Annotated in this window: 20 protein-coding genes and 1 riboswitch; of the genes, 12 read left to right on the plus strand and 8 right to left on the minus strand. The window is 31.7% G+C overall.

Annotation, left to right across the window (positions count from 1 at the left end):
* Positions 1-131: 131 nt before the first annotated feature.
* The 4 genes from BB045_RS09340 to graF form a co-directional block, all read right to left on the minus strand.
* Positions 132-941, minus strand: coding sequence for an energy-coupling factor transporter transmembrane component T family protein (locus BB045_RS09340; protein ID WP_070440293.1), 810 nt, complete (start codon positions 939-941; stop codon positions 132-134).
* Entirely contained in the window at positions 934-2,337 is a 1,404-nt protein-coding gene (locus tag BB045_RS09345) for an ABC transporter ATP-binding protein (protein WP_075140706.1), read from the minus strand. The genes BB045_RS09340 and BB045_RS09345 overlap by 8 nt, the downstream gene beginning before the upstream one ends.
* Positions 2,338-2,349: 12 nt before the next feature.
* The gene (locus tag BB045_RS09350) at positions 2,350-2,925 is read right to left on the minus strand and encodes an ECF transporter S component (RefSeq protein ID WP_053017839.1); all 576 of its coding nucleotides are present in this window, start codon (positions 2,923-2,925) and stop codon (positions 2,350-2,352) included.
* 88 nt (positions 2,926-3,013) lie between these two features.
* Positions 3,014-3,113: riboswitch (TPP riboswitch) on the minus strand.
* A gap of 286 nt (positions 3,114-3,399) precedes the next feature.
* Positions 3,400-3,519, minus strand: coding sequence for a glycopeptide resistance-associated protein GraF (gene graF, locus BB045_RS12240; RefSeq protein WP_107609884.1), 120 nt, complete (start codon positions 3,517-3,519; stop codon positions 3,400-3,402).
* 149 nt (positions 3,520-3,668) lie between these two features.
* On the opposite strand from graF, the gene auxA reads away from it, so the two are divergent.
* The 5 genes from auxA to ptsP all read left to right on the plus strand — a co-directional run bounded on the left by auxA (position 3,669) and on the right by ptsP (position 9,245).
* Positions 3,669-4,964 (plus strand): lipoteichoic acid stability factor AuxA, encoded by a 1,296-nt coding sequence (gene auxA / locus BB045_RS09355; protein WP_075140707.1) that lies wholly within the window; start codon positions 3,669-3,671, stop codon positions 4,962-4,964.
* Between the two features lie 189 nt (positions 4,965-5,153).
* Positions 5,154-6,326 carry a class I SAM-dependent rRNA methyltransferase gene (locus BB045_RS09360; protein WP_070581299.1) on the plus strand — a complete coding sequence of 391 codons (1,173 nt, stop codon included), beginning with the start codon at positions 5,154-5,156 and terminating at the stop codon, positions 6,324-6,326.
* Between the two features lie 57 nt (positions 6,327-6,383).
* Complete coding sequence (locus tag BB045_RS09365) at positions 6,384-6,926, plus strand: hypothetical protein (protein ID WP_053024628.1); 543 nt, start codon at positions 6,384-6,386, stop codon at positions 6,924-6,926.
* 334 nt (positions 6,927-7,260) lie between these two features.
* Positions 7,261-7,527 (plus strand): phosphocarrier protein HPr, encoded by a 267-nt coding sequence (locus BB045_RS09370; protein WP_011276148.1) that lies wholly within the window; start codon positions 7,261-7,263, stop codon positions 7,525-7,527.
* Between the two features lie 2 nt (positions 7,528-7,529).
* Complete coding sequence (ptsP, locus tag BB045_RS09375; RefSeq protein ID WP_075140708.1) at positions 7,530-9,245, plus strand: phosphoenolpyruvate--protein phosphotransferase; 1,716 nt, start codon at positions 7,530-7,532, stop codon at positions 9,243-9,245.
* Positions 9,246-9,355: 110 nt separating this feature from the next.
* On the opposite strand, the gene BB045_RS09380 is transcribed toward ptsP, so the two are convergent.
* The gene (locus BB045_RS09380; RefSeq protein WP_070581297.1) at positions 9,356-9,589 is read right to left on the minus strand and encodes a glutaredoxin family protein; all 234 of its coding nucleotides are present in this window, start codon (positions 9,587-9,589) and stop codon (positions 9,356-9,358) included.
* 203 nt (positions 9,590-9,792) lie between these two features.
* On the opposite strand from BB045_RS09380, the gene BB045_RS09385 reads away from it, so the two are divergent.
* The 4 genes from BB045_RS09385 (at position 9,793) to BB045_RS09400 (ending at position 13,494) form a co-directional block, all read left to right on the plus strand.
* Positions 9,793-11,145 carry a cytochrome ubiquinol oxidase subunit I gene (locus tag BB045_RS09385; protein WP_070581296.1) on the plus strand — a complete coding sequence of 451 codons (1,353 nt, stop codon included), beginning with the start codon at positions 9,793-9,795 and terminating at the stop codon, positions 11,143-11,145.
* The gene (locus tag BB045_RS09390) at positions 11,145-12,161 is read left to right on the plus strand and encodes a cytochrome d ubiquinol oxidase subunit II (protein ID WP_053024630.1); all 1,017 of its coding nucleotides are present in this window, start codon (positions 11,145-11,147) and stop codon (positions 12,159-12,161) included. The genes BB045_RS09385 and BB045_RS09390 overlap by 1 nt, the downstream gene beginning before the upstream one ends.
* A gap of 128 nt (positions 12,162-12,289) precedes the next feature.
* Positions 12,290-12,949, plus strand: a complete 660-nt coding sequence (locus BB045_RS09395) for a potassium channel family protein (RefSeq protein WP_011276142.1) — start codon at positions 12,290-12,292, stop codon at positions 12,947-12,949.
* Between the two features lie 158 nt (positions 12,950-13,107).
* Positions 13,108-13,494 (plus strand): YbaN family protein, encoded by a 387-nt coding sequence (locus BB045_RS09400; RefSeq protein WP_037549350.1) that lies wholly within the window; start codon positions 13,108-13,110, stop codon positions 13,492-13,494.
* A gap of 78 nt (positions 13,495-13,572) precedes the next feature.
* On the opposite strand, the gene rnjA is transcribed toward BB045_RS09400, so the two are convergent.
* From rnjA to def, 3 genes are all read right to left on the minus strand, one after another.
* Positions 13,573-15,252, minus strand: coding sequence for a ribonuclease J1 (gene rnjA, locus BB045_RS09405; RefSeq protein WP_011276138.1), 1,680 nt, complete (start codon positions 15,250-15,252; stop codon positions 13,573-13,575).
* Positions 15,252-15,470: a DNA-dependent RNA polymerase subunit epsilon gene (locus BB045_RS09410; protein ID WP_002448185.1), complete on the minus strand. Its 219-nt coding sequence runs from the start codon at positions 15,468-15,470 to the stop codon at positions 15,252-15,254. The genes rnjA and BB045_RS09410 overlap by 1 nt, the downstream gene beginning before the upstream one ends.
* 485 nt (positions 15,471-15,955) lie before the next feature.
* Positions 15,956-16,507: a peptide deformylase gene (def, locus tag BB045_RS09415; RefSeq protein ID WP_011276137.1), complete on the minus strand. Its 552-nt coding sequence runs from the start codon at positions 16,505-16,507 to the stop codon at positions 15,956-15,958.
* A gap of 130 nt (positions 16,508-16,637) precedes the next feature.
* On the opposite strand from def, the gene BB045_RS09420 reads away from it, so the two are divergent.
* The 3 genes from BB045_RS09420 to BB045_RS09430 all read left to right on the plus strand — a co-directional run bounded on the left by BB045_RS09420 (position 16,638) and on the right by BB045_RS09430 (position 19,527).
* Entirely contained in the window at positions 16,638-17,261 is a 624-nt protein-coding gene (locus BB045_RS09420) for a YkyA family protein (protein ID WP_070581295.1), read from the plus strand.
* 172 nt (positions 17,262-17,433) lie between these two features.
* The gene (gene pdhA, locus BB045_RS09425) at positions 17,434-18,546 is read left to right on the plus strand and encodes a pyruvate dehydrogenase (acetyl-transferring) E1 component subunit alpha (protein WP_011276135.1); all 1,113 of its coding nucleotides are present in this window, start codon (positions 17,434-17,436) and stop codon (positions 18,544-18,546) included.
* A gap of 3 nt (positions 18,547-18,549) precedes the next feature.
* Positions 18,550-19,527, plus strand: a complete 978-nt coding sequence (locus BB045_RS09430) for an alpha-ketoacid dehydrogenase subunit beta (RefSeq protein ID WP_011276134.1) — start codon at positions 18,550-18,552, stop codon at positions 19,525-19,527.
* Positions 19,528-19,620 lie beyond the last annotated feature (93 nt).

Raw genomic sequence — 19,620 nt, forward strand, 5'->3', positions numbered from 1 at the left:
ACAAGCTAAGCAAGTTGGGGTTTGGGGCCCCAGCAAAGAGAATTTCATTAAGAAATTATACAAGCTAAGCAAGCTGGGGTTACAACGAAATAAATTTTGAAAAATATTATTACTGTCCCACTTCCTTGTATCTATGATGTATAACCTGATACTCGTGCATCAGTAATGCCTGTTATAGGGAAGTATTGTGAAAGATAAAATGCGATAATTAGTATAGCCACAACGCAAATAATAAATAAAATATCTTTATTAGAAAATGGTGCTTTATAATAATAGGTTCTAGGACCGTCCTTAAAACCCTTAGATTCCATCGCAACAGACAATTGATGTGCTCGACGAATATTTTGACTTAATATTGGTATCAATAAATGTTTTAATCGTTTTAGACCTCTATAATTTGAAGCATCAATCATTTGATAACGCATTTTCAATGACCGTCTTAATTGAATTAATGAAGTGAAAATGAGAGGCACCATTCTAATTGCAGCCATAAATGCATATGCAATTTTTGGTTTTACTTTTAAATGTTGCATCAAACTGTAAAAAATCATTACAATTTCGGATGTTAATGCTAATAAAATACCAAACATAGAGACTGTTATAGTTCTTAGTGATAAATGTAAACCACGTACGATGCTTTCAGTACTAATTTGAATGATACCCCATTTAAATAACATATGCGTACCATCACCATAAAGAATCATAAATAATGATGATAATAAGGCAAACAAGACAGAGGCTAAAATAAATGCACCGGTGATTTTAAATTGAGTCCCATTAAATGCCATTAAAAAAATAAACATAATTATTGTTATATAAATCATATAATCAAAATTGTGAACAAAAATAATGAAAATAAATAATGATACACCAAGTAAAAGTTTTGTAATGATATTAACGTCATCTACAAAGGAATAATGTTTCTTCCAACGTTCAAACATTTGATTCACCTTCCTTCTCGATGAGTTGGTTGTCTTCAGCTATTAAACGACGTGTTGGATAACGATGTATGATTTCAGGATCGTGAGTAACCATAATAATGGTTTGTCCATTAGAAACTCTTTCCTGGAATAGTTCAATTAATTGAAAAGTATTATGGCTATCCAGTCCAAATGTAGGTTCATCAAGTAAGATGATTTCTGCTCGTGAACTAAGTGCAGTGGCCACACTAAGTCGTCGTTTTTGTCCCATAGATAATTCAAAAGGATGTTGATTTTTAACAGCTTCTAAATGTAATAACTTTAATAGTTTCATCGTTTCTTTTTCAGCGATTGATGGTTCTTGATGATTATAATGAATATATATTTCTTCATAAACTGAATTTGTTATGAATTGTAATTCTGGGTTTTGATAAACTAAATACATATGTTGAGCTGCGTCTTTAATTTTCTTTAACGTAGTATTTTTATATGACATAACGCCTTCATATTTTATTAGTTGCATCATAGATTCTAATAATGTTGTTTTACCTGTACCATTTTTCCCTGTAATAGTAATCCATTCTCCAGAACGAACAGTTAATTCGGGTACTTGGAACAAATGTTTTTTTCCTCTAATAATATTACCATTTTTATAGGCAAATAGCGTTTCATCTGTATTATGTGAAAATTTAGATGATTCTTGGGCATGGTCCCAAGCTTGTGGATGCCATACACCAAATTCTGTGAGTAAACTTTCGCAATTTTTCAACACATAATCTGGTGTTCCATCTGCTATGATTTGACCCTCATAATTCATTAAAATGACTCTATCCACGTGTTCCCAGATGTGTTCAACTTTATGTTCTACTATAAGTACAGTTTGATCAGACCATAGTTGAATAAGTCTTTGCCATAAATCAGCTGTAGCATCTACATCTAACATGGCAGTTGGTTCATCTAAGAATAATGTATTAGCTTCTTGTAAAATAGTTTCTACAATAGCGAGTTTTTGTTTCATGCCACCACTTAAATGATTGACAAAAGTATTATCAGTAACATTTAAATCAACAGAAGCAAGAGCTTCTTCAATGAGTGGATCCATTTGACTTCGTGGTACTTGTTTGTTTTCAAGAACAAATGCAAGTTCCTCATACACTTTAGGCATACAAAATTGAGTATCTGGATCTTGAAAAATAACGCCGGAGTGTGGGTCAATTTCAAGCTCATCATATTTCATCGGTAATTCAATTAGATTTGGAACGATACCACTTAAAACATTAAGCAATGTGCTCTTACCAGATCCAGAAGGACCTAGTAAAAGCACTTTTTCTTTATCTTTAATTTCAATATTTAAATTATCGAAGATTTTACGTTCGCCGTTAGGATATTTTAGACGTAAATTTTTCGCTTTTAACACTTTAATTTCCCCTTATAGGTTGTCGTAGTCTTTTTGAGATGCAGGGCGGAATAATTTCGTTACGCCTGTTTGATCTAATGCTTTAACAATCAGATAAGATAATAAACCTGCGATTACTATACCACTAATAGAACGGAAGATAATGAATAAAAGAAGGTTCCATCCTGCTACTTCAGCTAAATAGCCATAATAATAATCAACTGGGAATGATATTAAAGCAGTTGCTAATCCTGCTAATACAGCAACCATTAATGATCTAGATTTATATTTGAAAATAGCAAAAATAATTTCACAAGCTAAACCTTGAAGAATAGCATATACAATTGTAGGAATATCAAATTTACCCATAACGATTGTTTCACCAGCGCCTGCAGCAAATTCTGCAATTAGTGCAATACCAGGCTTAGGAATTATTAAATACGCAACTATAGCTGCCATAAACCAAACGCCATAAGTTAATTGTTCAATGTGAACACCGGCAACTTGGGCCACATTATATGCAAACCACCATAAATTATAAATAATTGCAAATACTACTGCAATCAGAACAGTTACTAATATTTCTGAAAGCTTTAAACCTTTTGACATGTTATTTCCTCCTAAAAAAAACGCACAACCATCCGTAGAAAGTTGTGCGTGAATTTAAATAAAATGATATATGTATTTACCACAATTATTTATATTAGCAACACTTTCCTACGCTAGTTTTAACTAGTTCAGGTTCAAAGGGTTCGAGGTTAAACCTCATCTCAGTATACACACCCCTAGTGCGTTTTATATTTAATTTATTTTAAATGTATGACTTTTAAGATTTAATGTCAAGATGATTTTACTAAGTTACAAATAAAAAGGAGGATTAGATTTGATTTTACTTTGAACACGCTGTTTCTTAATACATTTAGCATGTGAAATCTCTAGAATATTTAAACCTTGTAGTAAAAAAAAACTGGGAAAAGCTCGAAAAGAGCGTTCTCTCAGTTTTAGTTAACTACTACTTTTTAGCAGTGTAGCAGTTAAATATTATATTGTTCTCAACTTCAGCGAATTGAGATTTCTTAATAATTAATCTAAAGTGTCTTGAACATCTTTTTTAGTTTGCTCAATATCATCTGATTTTTCTTCGTTTTGTTCTTTTAATTTTTCTTCAACTTCTTTTGCTTTTTTAGCATCTTCGTTTGTCATAATTAACACTCCTTGATAGATTAATGATTACAATATAAGTTTACCCATTTAAAAGTAGGATAAACCTATATAGGTCTCGAGATGTATTTTATTGTTTAATAAAGACAAGATGAACATCTTACTATATAATGAATTTTGAGGTGAACAGTATGTCTTTTCTTAAGAAACACACCGAGATAATTTTTAGTTATATTATCGGTATCGTTTCACTCTTCACGGGTCTCATAATATTAATAAACTTACCTTTAATCAATCAATTAAAAGATAAAGAAAAAGTTGAATTGAAAATTCATAATTTATGGGATTTTCTTAATGCATTCTTCAGTGAAATTATTAGAGTGATGAGTAGGTTCATAGGCAACTTTCCTATTATTAGTGCAGTCATAATTATTCTGTTTGGTATTCTTGTAATGCTTATTGGATACGCATTATTTAGAACTACGAAATATGATTACGACATCTCAATTTTCTTTTTAATTATTGGGATTTTATACTTCCTCATTTCAATTACTTTAATGACACAAGTGTACAGTTTTTGGGCAATTATCTTTATTATTCCTTTTATAATTCACACAGGCTTCATTGTATATAAAGATGAACTTAATGTTGCTAATAGAAAAAGCCATTATCTATGGATTATCTTTTCATACGGAATAAGTTATTTAATTACTCAAATTTCTCTATACGGTAAAATTGATGCAAATGAAATTGCACCAATAGATATTTTAAGTGTAAATACATTTTTCTTAGTTATGTGGTTATTAGCGCAAGCTTCAATATGGAATTTCCTATTCTTAAGAAGAGCTTTACCATTAACTAAAGAAGAATTGGGTGAAGAAGAACCTGAATTATCAAGAACAAGTAAGGGAAATGTTTCGAATCAGTCTAAAGTTCATTTTAAACAACTTCAAGATAAAACATCAGAATATGCACGTAAGACGAGAAGAAGTGTCGATTTAGAAAAAATCAGATCAAAACGTGATAAATTTAAAAATAAATTCAAAAATGTATTTAATATTGAAGAAGATGATATACCAAATTGGATGAGACGTCCAAAATGGATTAAACCAGCATATGTAGAAACATTCTGTGGCTTCATTCTATTCTTATTTACATTTATCGAATTTAATAACAGAAACGCATTGTTTGTTTCTGGTGAATGGGAACTATCTCAAACGCAATATGTTGTTGAATGGGTAACATTGTTATTGTTAATGTTTGTAATCATTACATACATTGCAACTACATTTACACATTTCTTAAGAGGTAAATATTATTATTTACAATTATTTATGATTAGTATTCTATTCTTTAAATTGTTAACTGAATTCGTAAACATTATGATTCACGGATTATTATTATCGATTTTTATTACTCCAACTCTAATCTTAATGTTGATGGCGGTTATTATCGCATTTACGTTACAATTGAGAGAAAGACCTTAATTATTTCAATTTTTACTTAGGTGGAAGCGTGAAATCTATGGTGACAAAATAGACTTCGCGATCCACCTTTTTTGTTTATGTTATTTTGTGTAATGACAAATTCATATTTGTTAAAATAATAACGAATAATATTTAGAAATTTTTATAAACTTTAAACTACAAAAGCATTCAAATTAGGAGCGTTAACAAATGAAAATAGCAACTTTAAATAGAGGTAAGGAATCAAAGTATTTAAATCAATATCCACTTGTGGATGAAGATGATATTTATAACAATGATCATTTAAAAGAAGGCGATTTATTTTATCTTATGAACGATCAAGAACAGTACATTGCGACTGCATATGTAGGACGTCAACATAAAGGTTTAGGCTGGGTATTGAGTTATGATCAAAACGAAGCCATTAATACTTCTTTTTTCGAAAAAAAATTTCAAGTTGCATTACAAGAGCGTGATTATTACTATCACATTGAAGGAACCAATGCGTTTAGACTATTTAACGCTGAAGGCGATGGTGTTGGAGGTTTAACAATCGATAATTACGATGGTCACTTATTGATTCAATGGTATTCAAAGGGGATATATAAGTTTCGCTATAATGTCATTGAAGCCATTCAACAGGTATTTCCATTTAAGTCAATTTATGAAAAAATGCGTTTTAAAGACTCTGAATACACCGGTGGACATGTACTCGGTGAAACACCTGATTTTCCAATAGTTATAGAGGAGAATTTTACATTTTACAATGTAGACCTAGATGATGGTTTGATGACAGGTATATTCTTAGATCAAAAAGAAGTACGTAAGAAATTACGTGATCATTTTGCAAAAGAGAAAGATATACTAAATTTATTTAGTTATACAGGTGCGTTTTCTGTAGTAGCTGGTCAAAATGCTAAATCAACGACAAGTGTAGATTTAGCCAACCGTTCACGTAGTTTAACTGAAGAAAACTTTGGTTTAAATGGTATTGACCCTAAAAGTCAATATATATATGTCATGGATACATTTGATTTTTACAATTATGCTGCACGACATGGCAAAGTTTACGACACAATAGTTATTGACCCGCCAAGTTTTGCAAGAAATAAGAAGAAAACATTCTCAGTACAAAAGAATTATGATGATTTAATTAATGGTGCATTAAGTATACTTGCTCCAAATGGCTCGTTATTATTATGTACAAATTCAAGTGCTTTCTCATTAAAAGCATTTAAAAATGTTATTAAAACAACACTTAACGAAGCGAGTGTAACTTACGAAATTGAGGAAGTAATGGGCTTACCTAAGGACTTTAAAACACATCCGCACTATAAACCCTCAAAATATTTAAAAGCTGTATTCATTAATATCAAGCATTAAATAATAAAAAGTGGGTATAAATGTTTAATGAATGAATTATGAAAGGTGTGTCTATTAATGGGCATTATGAATAGATTTTCAAGTGGAGTTACAAACAAAGTTGGTAATAAAGTTCTAAACATTGAAGAAATTAAAGAAAAAAGTATTTTACCAACAACGAAAGAAGAAATAGCTGAGCGCAGAGCTAAAGCAGAAACAATTGTTAAGAAAAAGTCACTTTTATCTTCAGGTATGAGTGTTGTACCAATTCCAGGATTAGATTTCGGTGTAGATATTAAATTAATGAGAGATATTATTGAAGATATTAATAAAATTTATGGTTTAGATCACAAACAAGTTAATACACTTGGCGATGATGTGAAAGAACGAATTCTTGCAGCAGCTGCTATACAAGGTAGTTCATTTATTGGTAGAAAAGTGTCTAGTGCAGTACTAAAAGTGATTATTAGAGATATGGCAAAACGTGCGGCAGCAAAACAAACTAAATGGTTCCCAGTTGTGGGACAAGTTGTCTCAGCATCAATAAGCTATTATTTCATGAATAAACTTGGACGTGAACATATTGAAAAATGTGAAAAAGTGCTTCATGATATTATTTAAATTGAAAATGTTGTAGTATAATTGAAGTGAGCTTAGTGATAAAGCTAAAATAATTATCATACAAATTTGTCTTAAAATATCATTTAAACCGAAGTTGTTATAGGGATTTTAATTAGTGTTTTGTGCATATTATAAGTAAGTAAAAAATATTGAAGATTAGAATCTAATTTATAGAATTTGAAACACTTGTTTATTTCTATAAAAACCGATTATAATAGTTTTTCAATCCTATTAGAATTGAATTTAGTATTATATTTTGGTAGTGTTATGGTATAAAATTATGTTAGATTATGACAAATTTGAATATTCTAACTTTGCGAAGGAGAAATAGATTATGGAACAAAAATCTTATGTAATTATCGATGAAACTGGTATTCATGCACGTCCTGCAACTATGTTAGTTCAAACTGCATCAAAATTTGATTCAGATATTCAATTAGAATATAACGGTAAAAAAGTTAACTTAAAATCAATCATGGGTGTTATGAGTTTAGGTGTAGGTAAAGATGCTGAAATCACTATCTATGCTGATGGAAGCGATGAAGCAGACGCAATTCAAGCTATCAGTGATGTCTTATCTAAAGAAGGTTTAACTGAATAATTATGTCAAAATTAATTAATGGTATTGCGGCATCAGACGGTGTCGCAATTGCTAAAGCTTATTTATTAGTAGAACCTGATTTATCATTCACTAATGAAAAAGTCACTGATACTGATGCTGAAATCCAAAAATTCAGAAATGCGTTAGAAGCTTCTAAAATTGAATTAACTAAAATCAGAAATAATGCTGAAAAACAATTAGGTCCTGATAAAGCCGCAATCTTTGATGCGCATTTATTAGTACTTGATGATCCAGAGTTGATTCAACCAATCGAAGACAAAATTGCGAACGAAAAAGTGAGTGCCCCAGAAGCGCTTGATGAAGTAACTTCACAATTTATTACAATCTTCGAATCTATGGATAATGAATACATGAGAGAGCGTGCAGCAGATATTAGAGACGTATCTAAACGTGTGCTAGCACATCTTTTAGGTGTTGAATTACCAAACCCAAGTATGATTGATGAGAGTGTTGTTATCGTTGGTAACGACTTAACGCCTTCAGATACTGCACAATTAAATAAAGAATTTGTTCAAGGTTTCGTAACAAATATTGGTGGTCGTACGAGCCATTCAGCAATTATGAGTCGATCATTAGAAATTGCTGCAGTTGTTGGTACAAAATCAGTTACTAAAGAAGTTAAACAAGGTGATATGGTTATCGTTGACGGAATCACAGGTGACGTTATTGTTGACCCTACAGAAGATGAGTTAGTTGCTTATCAAAACAAACGTGAACGTTTCTTTGAAGATAAAAAAGAATTACAAAAATTACGTGATGCTGAAACGGTAACAATCGACGGTGAACATGCTGAATTAGCTGCTAATATCGGTACACCTGATGATTTATACGGTGTAATGGAAAATGGTGCTGAAGGAATCGGTTTATATAGAACTGAATTCTTATATATGGGTAGAGATCAAATGCCAACTGAAGATGAGCAATTTGAAGCCTATAAAAAAGTGCTAGAAACAATGAAAGACAAACGAGTTGTAGTTCGTACATTAGATATTGGTGGCGATAAAGAGTTACCTTATTTAAATCTACCTAAAGAGATGAACCCATTCTTAGGTTACAGAGCAATTCGTCTATGCTTAGATCAACAAGATATCTTCAGAACACAATTACGTGCATTATTACGTGCCTCAGCTTACGGTAAATTAAACATTATGTTCCCAATGGTAGCTACAATCAATGAATTCCGTGATGCTAAAGCCATTCTTTTAGAAGAAAAAGAAAATCTTAAAAATGATGGTCATGACGTATCTGATGAAATTGAGTTAGGTATCATGGTTGAGATTCCATCTACAGCTGCTCTAGCTGATATCTTTGCTAAAGAAGTGGATTTCTTCAGTATTGGTACTAATGATTTAATTCAATATACTATGGCAGCTGACCGTATGTCAGAACGCGTTTCATACTTATACCAACCTTATAACCCAGCTATTTTACGCTTGGTTAAACAAGTCATTGAAGCTTCTCATAAAGAAGGTAAATGGACTGGTATGTGTGGTGAAATGGCTGGAGACGAAACAGCTATCCCATTATTATTAGGTTTAGGATTAGATGAATTCTCAATGAGTGCGACATCTATCTTAAAAGCTAGAAGACAAATTAATGGTTTAAGTAAAAATGAAATGTCTGAATTAGCAAATCGTGCAATTAATTGTGCTACTCAAGAAGAAGTAAAAGATTTAGTTAATAACATTTCTAAATAATGATGTATTCGAAACACCTTAACTTAAGTTGAGGTGTTTTTGTATTACAAAATAATAAACCTAACAACTAAATAGTTCCTTTTTAGTGTTAGGTTATTACTGCGATGACTTTATGATTTAATGTGACACTTAGTGTTGATTTTATCCAAATCAACTTGATACATTGGTTCACCATCTATAAGTATAAAAGGTGTAGCAAATGCATCGTAATCAATCATCTCAGAACGGTATTCATTATTCGAGATATTTTTTTCAATGTAATCTACCTTGTGTTCTGTAAGATAATTTTTTACAAATGTACAAGGCGGGCAATCATTTTGAGTATAAATAACTAATTCCGTCAATTTAGTTCACTCCCAATTTGGTTATTATCATGAAAATTACTATATAAAATTTTTGATCCAATTGCAAACTGTGAAAATTATGTGAATTACATATTAAAAATCTTTCTTAAATTTAAGCAAAAGGATTTAGTTAGAAATTAGAACATAATATAATTTAAATTAATTGCTTTTTAAAAATTAGATATAGAAAAGGTGATAAAATTATGGATTCCGTTGAAATTAGTCGTTTCCTAACAGGTATGACTCTAGCAGTACATATCATCTTTGCGACTGTCGGTGTTGGTATGCCTTTAATGTTCGCAATCGCAGAATTTTTAGGAATTAAAAACAAGGATCCTAAATATATAGCACTAGCTAAGCGTTGGTCGAAAGGTTATACCATTACTGTGGCTGTTGGTGTTGTAACTGGTACGATTATCGGTTTACAATTATCATTAATTTGGCCAACATTTATGAAAATGGGTGGGCACGTGATTGCTTTACCTTTATTTATGGAGACTTTTGCATTCTTCTTTGAAGCTATTTTCCTTAGTATTTATTTATACACATGGGATCGCTTTAAAAATAAATGGACACACTTCATTATTAGTATACCAGTCATCATTGGTGGTTCATTCTCCGCGTTCTTTATTACTTCTGTAAACTCATTTATGAATACACCTGCAGGTTTTGAAATGAAAAATGGCAAAATGGTTAATGTACAACCACTTGAAGCAATGTTCAATTCATCATTCCTAGTTAGGGCGTTTCATGTAGTAGCTACAGCAGGTATGACAATGGCGTTTATTCTTGCATCTATTGCAGCTTTTAAATTATTGAAAAATAAATACAACAAAGATGCAGAATACCATAAAAAGGCCTTAAAGATGACTATGATTGTTGGTTTCATATCAACATTATTGTCAATGTTAGCTGGAGACTTATCTGCTAAATTCTTACATCAAGTTCAACCAGAAAAACTTGCAGCTTACGAATGGCATTTTGATACACAATCTAAGGCTGATTTAGTATTTTTCGGAGTTCTAAATGAAAAGACTCAAGAAGTCGAAGGTGCAATCAAGATTCCAGGTATGCTTAGTTTCTTGGCAGACAACAATGTAAATACTAAAGTAGAGGGTCTTAATGACTTCCCTAAAAATGAATTACCTCCATTAATCGTTCATTATTTCTTTGACTTAATGGTAACTATGGGTGTGTTATGTTTTGTTATTTCAGGAGCCTTTATTTTAACTTTAATGATTAAAAAACTGCGTAAATACGTTACGCATAAAGGTATGCTATATGCAGTTCTTCTTACAGGACCAGCTGCAATGTTAGCAATCGAATTTGGATGGTTTTTAACTGAGGTAGGTCGTCAGCCATGGATTGTTAGAGGTTATATGCGAGTAAGTGAAGCTGCTACTCAGGCAGGAGGAATAACACTTGTAACAATTCTATTCGGACTACTTTATCTAGTATTACTTTTTACATCTGCATATGTTTTAATTCGCATGTTCAAAGACAAGCCTGCTCAAGATGATGTAGATAAAGTCATTGAAAAAGGAGGTCATGCTTAATGGATTACACAACTATAGGTATTACCGTACTTTGGACTTTCTTATTCTTATATATCATTGTTGCTTCAATTGACTTTGGTGCAGGTTTCTTTACCTTACACACAAAATTAACTGGGGAAGAGAGAAAGATAAATCACTTAGTAGAGCGTTACTTAAATCCTGTTTGGGAAGTTACTAATGTTTTCTTTGTTTTCTTCTTTGTCGGATTCGTAGGATTTTTCCCTGATTCAGCGTTATACTTTGGTACTGTGCTATTAGTTCCTGGTTCAATTGCGTTGATTTTAATTTCTATTAGAGGAAGCTTTTACGCGTTTGAACATTATGGTCAGGATACTAAATTACCATGGATTATCATGTATGGACTTACAGGTTTGTTAATACCAGCATCATTGGCAACGGTATTAACTATATCGGAAGGTGGCTATATTACTGAACGTGGTTCTCATTTTGATTTAGATTGGTTCCAATTATTACTAAGTCCATTTGCATGGTCAGTCGTCTTTCTAGCAATCATAAGTGTATTATATATTTCTTCTGGATTTTTAACATATTACGCTTCGAAAGCTAAAGACGAAGTAGCTTATAAATATATGCGACAATGGTTTATTTTCTGGGGACCTCCAATGATTATTATTTCTCTATTTGTTTTCTTATCTCTAAGAATTCAAAATGCAGATCATTTTAATAATGCAGTTCAAAATTATTGGTGGATGTTCGCATTAAGTTTCATTTGTTTTGTAGTAGCCGGAATTTTAAACTTCATCAAGAAATATCATGGTCTAGCATTTATCATGGTTATATTACAAATGGCATTCGCTTTTTATGGATACGGAATAAGTAAATTACCTTACTTGTTATATCCATACATCAAAGTGAGTGATTCAGGTGTTAATGCTTCAATGGGCTTAGCACTAGTGATTGTATTTATTTTAGGTTTACTTTTATTAGTTCCATCGTTAATATTATTATTAAGATTATTTGTATTCGATAAAGAATATGTTGAAGGTAAAAAATAATTATAATAATAAAAGGGGGGCTGAAATAATTAACATCTATGTACATTAACTTGGTTAATAGTGATCTACATGATGTCGATTGTTTCAGCTTTTTCCTTATTTTTTTTATAGATAGGGGTAGCTATTAAATGGAGAAAGAATATGTTGTTATTGGGTTAGGTCGATTTGGTGGAAGTATTGTAAGAGAATTAAATGCATTAGATATGGATGTTATGGCAATTGATAGGGATGAGGCACGCGTCAATGAATATAGTGATATTGCAACGCATGCTGTAGTAGCTGATACTACTGATGAAGCAGTGATGAAAAGTTTAGGGATACGTAACTTTGATCATGTTATAGTAGCGATTGGTGAAAATATTCAATCAAGTACATTAACTACGCTAATTCTCAAAGAGTTAGGAGTTAAGAAAGTTACAGCTAAAGCTCAAAATGATTATCATGCTAAAATTTTAAATAAAATTGGTGCGGATACAGTTGTCCATCCTGAAAGAGATATGGGACGACGAATCGCACATAATGTCGCAAGTGCTAGTGTTTTAGATTACCTTGAATTAGCAGATGAGCATTCACTAGTTGAATTAAAAGCAAGCGAAAAAATGACAGGCCAATCAATTATTGATTTGGATATTCGTGCGCAATTTGGAATTAATATAATAGCAATTAAACGAGGCAAGGAAATTGTTGTATCACCAGACCCGTCTATGAATATAGAATTTGGAGATATATTGATTATGATCGGACACGATAATGATTTAAATCGTTTTGAAAAGAAAATTGTAAGATAAATGTTGCATCACAACTATTTAATGACTACTAAATAAAAATCTATTGATTTCATATTTAGTAACATTGATATTTGTGATTTTTTTATAAACAGTTAGAAGAATTTAAAAATCAGCAACAATTTTTTGAGAATAAGATGATGGAGTGATGATTCTACTACATGAGATATGTATTAATAGCATTAGGAATAGTATTTACTGTAATCGCGTTTACAGGGGCAGTATTACCATTACTACCTACGACACCTTTTCTAATTTTAGCAGCGATTTGTTTTACTAATAGTTCTCGGAAATTCAAAATATGGCTTGAAAGCACTCAAATTTATAAAAATTATGTTGAAAATTTTAAAAAATACAAAGGGTATACTATGAAAGAAAAAATAAGAATACTTATAAGTTTATATATAGTAGTTGGTTTTTCTATTTTTATGATTTCAAACTTATATATTCGAATTGGATTAATGATAATGGTCGTGATTCAAACAATTGTATTATTTACATTTGTTAAAACGTTGCCAGCAAATTTTAATCAAGAAAAAGATTCATAGGTGAAATTCCATAAAAAATCCGTAAATGAATATTATAATTCATTTACGGATTTCTCTATGTGAAGTACATCATTATATTTAATCTTCGTTTACTTTCATAATCACAGGTAAAATCATTGGGCGACGAGCAGTTTTATCGTATAGATAAGGTTGTAATGTCTCAATGATTGAAGATTTAATTTGATGCCATTGAATATTTGGATTAGCATTTAATTTAGAAATTACGTCGGTTTTAATTTTGCGTTGAGCGTCATAAATTAATTGACCTGATTCACGCATGTACACAAAACCACGAGAAATGATGTCTGGACCTGAAAGTAATTTATTAGTGTTGAAATCAATACTAACCACTACAATGACTAATCCTTCTTCAGATAATAATTTACGATCACGAATAACAACGTTACCTATATCACCAATTCCACTACCATCTACTAACACATTACCAGAAGGTATGCGCCCGGCTTTACGAGCAGAGTCATGTGTTAATGCGAGTACATCACCGATATCAAAGATAAAGACGTTCTCTTCTTTAACACCACAGTCGACACCAGTTTGTCCATGCGCTTTAAGCATACGATATTCACCGTGTATTGGTAAGAAATATTTCGGTTGAATCAAGCGAAGCATAAGTTGTTGATCGCCTTGAGAACCGTGACCTGATGTATGGATATTTGAAATTTTACTGTGGATAACATCAGCACCCGCTTTGTATAATGCATTAATCGTGCGATTGATACTCTTAGTGTTACCTGGAATAGGTGATGAACTAAATACAACAGTATCATCAGGTATAATTTTAATTTGCTTATGAGTTCCATTTGCAATTCTTGATAAAGCCGCCATCGGTTCACCTTGAGATCCTGTACATAAAATTAGTAATTCATGTTTTGGAATATTGTTAATCTTATTTGGTTCAACAAAAGTTTCTGGCGGTGCTTTAATATAGCCTAATTCCATACCAATTTTAATATTATTTTCCATGGAACGACCAAATGTTACTATTTTACGATTGTATTTAATAGCAGCCTCAACCGCTTGTTGTACACGGTAAATGTTAGAAGCAAATGTAGCAAATATGATACGTCCTTTACAGTTACGGAAAATTTTATCTACATTTTGACCTACTTCACGTTCACTTAATGTGAAATCAGGTACTAATGCATTTGTTGAGTCAGATAATAGACATAATACGCCTTCCTTACCTAATTCTGCCATTTTAGCAATATTCGCAGGTTCGCCTACAGGAGTGAAATCAAATTTAAAGTCACCTGTATGAACAATCTTACCTTCAGGTGTATCAATTATTACACCATAAGCTTCAGGAATACTATGTGTAGTTAAGTAAAATGATATTTCAAAGTGTTTAGACTTAATAACACTATCTTCTGTAATCTCATTTAATGAAGCATTACGTAATAAGTTGTGTTCATCTAACTTGTTGCGAATTAATCCTAATGCTAATGGACCGCCATAGATAGGTACATTAATTTGCTTTAATAGGTAGGGCACACCACCTATATGGTCTTCATGTCCATGTGTAATGAATAGACCGACAATTTTGTCTTGATTTTGTTCGAGGTAAGTGTAATCAGGAATAACATAATCAATCCCTAATAAATTATCATCAGGGAATTTTATTCCGGCATCAATGATAACAATTTCATTTTTATATTCGATAGCATAAGTGTTTTTACCGACTTCACCTAAGCCACCTAAAGCATATACACCTACTTCGTTAGCATGTAATTGCTTCATTATTGAGCATTCTCCACGTTAAAATGATCAGAATGTTCCTTTTCATATTCTAAATGTGCGCCCTCTAATTTAGTAATGAATTCGATATTGTAATTGCGGTCTTTTAAATAACGTCTTACTTGTTCTTCTGTTTCACCTTCAACATAAATCGTATTTGTGTTTTCACGAACGATTACTTCATCTTTATTATGTTGGAAAAATACTTTAAATACTGCCATATTGGATAGTTCCTCCTAAATTTAAACATCTAAATTGATTATATTAATCTGAACCCTAATTTATTAACTTGATACTTCAAATCTAGTTGATTACGACAATAGGAATTGCTTCATAAATCATAAATAAGAAGATAAATTTATCTGTATAAATAATGGTTTTAAAGTCACTTGATGATTGTCGACCTAATGATATACATTCATATAAATATCTTGTAAATTTGAGTCTCAAGCTTTCACTAAGGTAATTGTTAATGTCGTTCATTATTTGAAAATTAGCGTTACACTAAGATTTCAGTTACTACTCATTTTACATTATGTATATAAATAAATAAAGCAGTTTATATCTCTTCATTACTTCATAAACGTTATATATTTTTTAAAATTATTAAAAGGAATAAATTTAATTTAACAACTATAATACAAATAAAAAACTCAAACTAGTTCCATCATTGAAAATAGTTTGAGCAAAATAAAATTGTTAAAAGTTATACTTCAACAGAATCAGGTAGTGGAGTTAATGGATTATCTTGATCAATATAGTCATAGAACATAACACCATTTAAATGATCAATCTCATGTTGGAATATAATTGCAGGGTAACCTTTTAATCTCAATTTAACTTCGTTACCATCAATGTCTAACGCTTTAATTGTTACTCTGAAGTGTCTATGAACTAAACCAGGGATATTTTCATCCACACTTAAGCAACCTTCTCCAGTAGGTAAATAAGCACGTTGAACACTGTGACTCATAATTTTAGGATTAACTAGCATATAGTCATAAGCTTTTCCATTTCCATCATCAGGTAAATAGACAGCAATCATTCGTTTTGAAACATTAATTTGTGGGGCGGCTAGACCTACACCAGAACGTAAACCATATTTTTTTGCAATGTCATCATCTTGACTATTAATTAAAAATTGACGCATTTCTTTTAATGTATTTTTATCTTCATCAGAAAGAGGCAAACTTACGTCTTCAGCTTTAGCACGTAACGTAGGATGACCATCTCTTATAATATCTTTCATAGTTAACATGTCATACACCTTCCTTACAATAAAATATAACAGAAAAATGAATAATAAGTACATTATCTTATTTCATTTGATTTATAAAGTATAATTCTATATTATTACAGTCGAATGACTACTAGGAGGTTTACACTCAATGAAACTACGTAAAACAGTTGCGGTAGTAGCAGCATCAACTATTTTATTAGCAGGCTGTACAACAGATAAAAAAGAAGTTAAAGCGTATAATGAAAATATTCAAAAAGCTTTTGATAAAGAGCAATCAATTAATAGCATTAGCAAAAAATTAAACTCACTTGAGGAAAAGAAGCAAGGTTTATATAAAAAAGCTAATAGTGATAATGAGGATACTCGTAAGAAAGCTGCTGATGATATTCTTGAAAATATCAAACAGAGACAAGAAACATTTGATAAAGAAGTATCAACTTTAAATGATTCTGAAAAACAGTTTAAAAAAGGCGAGTCACATATTGATGAAATTAAAAGTGATGATAAGAAAAAAGAAGTTAAGCAATTAGACGATGCTGTAAAAAATAAATATAAAGTACATGATGAATATGCAAGTGCGTATAAAAATGTCTTGCAAAAAGAAAAAGACTTGTTTGAACTTATTAAACAAGATGGTGTAACTCAATCACAAGTTGATGAAAAAAATGATGCATTGAATAAGGCTCAGAAGAATTTCCAAAATAAATTTAAAGATTATTCAAAAGCTATGAACACAGTAAATAAAGAAAAACAAGATGTTGATAATCTGTAGCAATATAAGCATTAGTACAGATTAGTTGATTGGAATGATACAGTTGTAAAAAACTGTATCTTTTTTAGTAATACAGAACTTTACTAAAATATTTAACAGTATAAATAAATTGTGGTACACTATGAGAGGATAAAATGAATTTCTATTATATGGGAAAGGTATGGTGAATTGAATGGCTCCTAAGTTACAAGCCCAATTCGATGCAGTAAAAGTATTAAATGATACTCAGTCGAAATTTGAAATGGTTCAAATTTTGGATGTAGATGGTAATGTCGTAAATGAAGACTTAGTACCTGATTTAACTGATGAACAACTAGTAGAATTAATGGAAAGAATGGTATGGACACGTATTCTTGACCAACGTTCTATTTCATTAAACAGACAAGGACGCTTAGGTTTCTATGCGCCTACAGCTGGACAAGAAGCTTCTCAATTAGCTTCACAATATGCTTTAGAAAAAGAGGACTTCATCTTACCTGGTTACCGTGATGTGCCACAAATCATTTGGCATGGTTTACCATTAACTGAAGCTTTCTTATTCTCAAGAGGACACTTCAAAGGAAATCAATTCCCTGAAGGTGTTAATGCATTCAGTCCACAAATCATTATCGGTGCTCAATATATTCAAACTGCTGGTGTAGCATTCGGTATTAAAAAACGTGGTAAAAAAGCAGTTGCTATCACATACACTGGTGACGGCGGTTCTTCACAAGGTGACTTCTATGAAGGTATCAACTTTGCTTCTGCTTATAAAGCACCAGCAATTTTTGTTATCCAAAATAATAACTATGCTATTTCTACACCACGTAGTAAACAAACAGCAGCAACTTCATTAGCTCAAAAAGCTATTGCAGTAGGTATCCCAGGTATCCAAGTTGATGGTATGGATGCATTAGCTGTATATCAAGCTACTAAAGAAGCTCGTGATCGTGCTATTAATGGTGAAGGTCCAACATTAATTGAAACTATGACTTATCGTTATGGTCCACATACAATGGCTGGAGATGACCCAACTCGATATAGAACTTCAGATGAAGATGCAGATTGGGAGAAAAAAGATCCATTAGTTCGTTTCAGAAAATTCCTTGAAAACAAAGGATTATGGAACGAAGAAAAAGAAAATGAAGTTATTGAACGTGCTAAAGACGACATCAAGAAAGCTATCAAAGAGGCTGACAATACTCCAAAACAAACAGTTATTGACTTAATGGATATCATGTACGAAGATATGCCTCAAAACTTAGCTGAACAATATGAAATTTACAAAGAGAAGGAGTCGAAATAAGCCATGGCACAAATGACAATGGTTCAAGCGATTAATAATGCGCTTAAAACTGAATTGCAAAATGACGAAAACGTATTAGTTTTCGGTGAAGACGTTGGTGTTAACGGCGGTGTATTCCGTGTAACTGAAGGTTTACAAAAAGAATTCGGTGAAGACCGTGTATTCGATACACCATTAGCTGAATCAGGTATCGGTGGTTTAGCTCTTGGTTTAACTGTTGAAGGTTTCCGCCCTGTAATGGAAATCCAATTCCTTGGTTTCGTATTTGAAGTATTTGACGAAGTTGCAGGTCAAATTGCTCGTACACGTTTCCGTTCAGGTGGTTCAAAAGTAGCACCTGTTACAATCCGTGCACCATTTGGTGGTGGTGTTCATACTCCTGAACTTCACGCTGATAACTTAGAAGGTATTTTAGCTCAATCACCTGGTATTAAAGTAGTTATTCCTTCAGGTCCATATGATGCTAAAGGTTTATTACTTTCATCAATCAGATCTAATGACCCAGTTGTATATTTAGAACATATGAAATTATATCGTTCATTCCGTGAAGAAGTTCCTGAAGAAGAATATACAATTGACATCGGTAAAGCTAATGTGAAAAAAGAAGGTAACGATATCACATTAATCGCTTACGGTGCAATGGTTCAAGAATCTGAAAAAGCTGCTGAAGAATTAGAAAAAGAAGGTTACTCAGTTGAAGTTATTGACTTACGTACTGTACAACCTATCGATATCGATACTTTAGTTGCATCAGTTGAAAAAACTGGCCGTGCTGTAGTAGTTCAAGAAGCTCAACGTCAAGCTGGTGTTGGTGCTACTGTAGCTGCTGAATTAGCTGAACGTGCTATTCTTTCATTAGAAGCACCAATCGCTCGTGTGGCTGCTGCTGATACAGTATATCCATTTACACAAGCTGAAAATGTTTGGTTACCAAACAAAAACGACATCATTGAAAAAGCTAAAGCAACTTTAGAATTCTAATATTTTAGCTTATCAATTAGCTAGCAAGCAGACTTATAGGAAGTAAGTAAAATGTTTACTTTTTATTCTATGTGTGAATAAGTAAGTGTAAAC

The organism is Staphylococcus sp. MB377 (genome assembly GCF_001922505.1).
GTDB lineage: Bacteria > Bacillota > Bacilli > Staphylococcales > Staphylococcaceae > Staphylococcus > Staphylococcus haemolyticus.

Excerpts from the sequence above, each read along its gene's own strand:
- ptsP (WP_075140708.1), top strand. The coding sequence starts at position 7,530 with ATGTCAAAATTAATTAATGGTATTGCGGCATCAGACGGTGTCGCAATT.
- pdhA (WP_011276135.1), top strand. The coding sequence starts at position 17,434 with ATGGCTCCTAAGTTACAAGCCCAATTCGATGCAGTAAAAGTATTAAAT.
- BB045_RS09400 (WP_037549350.1), top strand. The coding sequence starts at position 13,108 with ATGAGATATGTATTAATAGCATTAGGAATAGTATTTACTGTAATCGCG.
- BB045_RS09370 (WP_011276148.1), top strand. The coding sequence starts at position 7,261 with ATGGAACAAAAATCTTATGTAATTATCGATGAAACTGGTATTCATGCA.
- graF (WP_107609884.1), bottom strand. The coding sequence starts at position 3,519 with ATGACAAACGAAGATGCTAAAAAAGCAAAAGAAGTTGAAGAAAAATTA.
- rnjA (WP_011276138.1), bottom strand. The coding sequence starts at position 15,252 with ATGAAGCAATTACATGCTAACGAAGTAGGTGTATATGCTTTAGGTGGC.
- BB045_RS09385 (WP_070581296.1), top strand. The coding sequence starts at position 9,793 with ATGGATTCCGTTGAAATTAGTCGTTTCCTAACAGGTATGACTCTAGCA.
- BB045_RS09360 (WP_070581299.1), top strand. The coding sequence starts at position 5,154 with ATGAAAATAGCAACTTTAAATAGAGGTAAGGAATCAAAGTATTTAAAT.
- BB045_RS09420 (WP_070581295.1), top strand. The coding sequence starts at position 16,638 with ATGAAACTACGTAAAACAGTTGCGGTAGTAGCAGCATCAACTATTTTA.
- BB045_RS09390 (WP_053024630.1), top strand. The coding sequence starts at position 11,145 with ATGGATTACACAACTATAGGTATTACCGTACTTTGGACTTTCTTATTC.
- BB045_RS09430 (WP_011276134.1), top strand. The coding sequence starts at position 18,550 with ATGGCACAAATGACAATGGTTCAAGCGATTAATAATGCGCTTAAAACT.
- BB045_RS09350 (WP_053017839.1), bottom strand. The coding sequence starts at position 2,925 with ATGTCAAAAGGTTTAAAGCTTTCAGAAATATTAGTAACTGTTCTGATT.
- BB045_RS09340 (WP_070440293.1), bottom strand. The coding sequence starts at position 941 with ATGTTTGAACGTTGGAAGAAACATTATTCCTTTGTAGATGACGTTAAT.
- BB045_RS09410 (WP_002448185.1), bottom strand. The coding sequence starts at position 15,470 with ATGGCAGTATTTAAAGTATTTTTCCAACATAATAAAGATGAAGTAATC.
- def (WP_011276137.1), bottom strand. The coding sequence starts at position 16,507 with ATGTTAACTATGAAAGATATTATAAGAGATGGTCATCCTACGTTACGT.
- BB045_RS09365 (WP_053024628.1), top strand. The coding sequence starts at position 6,384 with ATGGGCATTATGAATAGATTTTCAAGTGGAGTTACAAACAAAGTTGGT.
- auxA (WP_075140707.1), top strand. The coding sequence starts at position 3,669 with ATGTCTTTTCTTAAGAAACACACCGAGATAATTTTTAGTTATATTATC.
- BB045_RS09395 (WP_011276142.1), top strand. The coding sequence starts at position 12,290 with ATGGAGAAAGAATATGTTGTTATTGGGTTAGGTCGATTTGGTGGAAGT.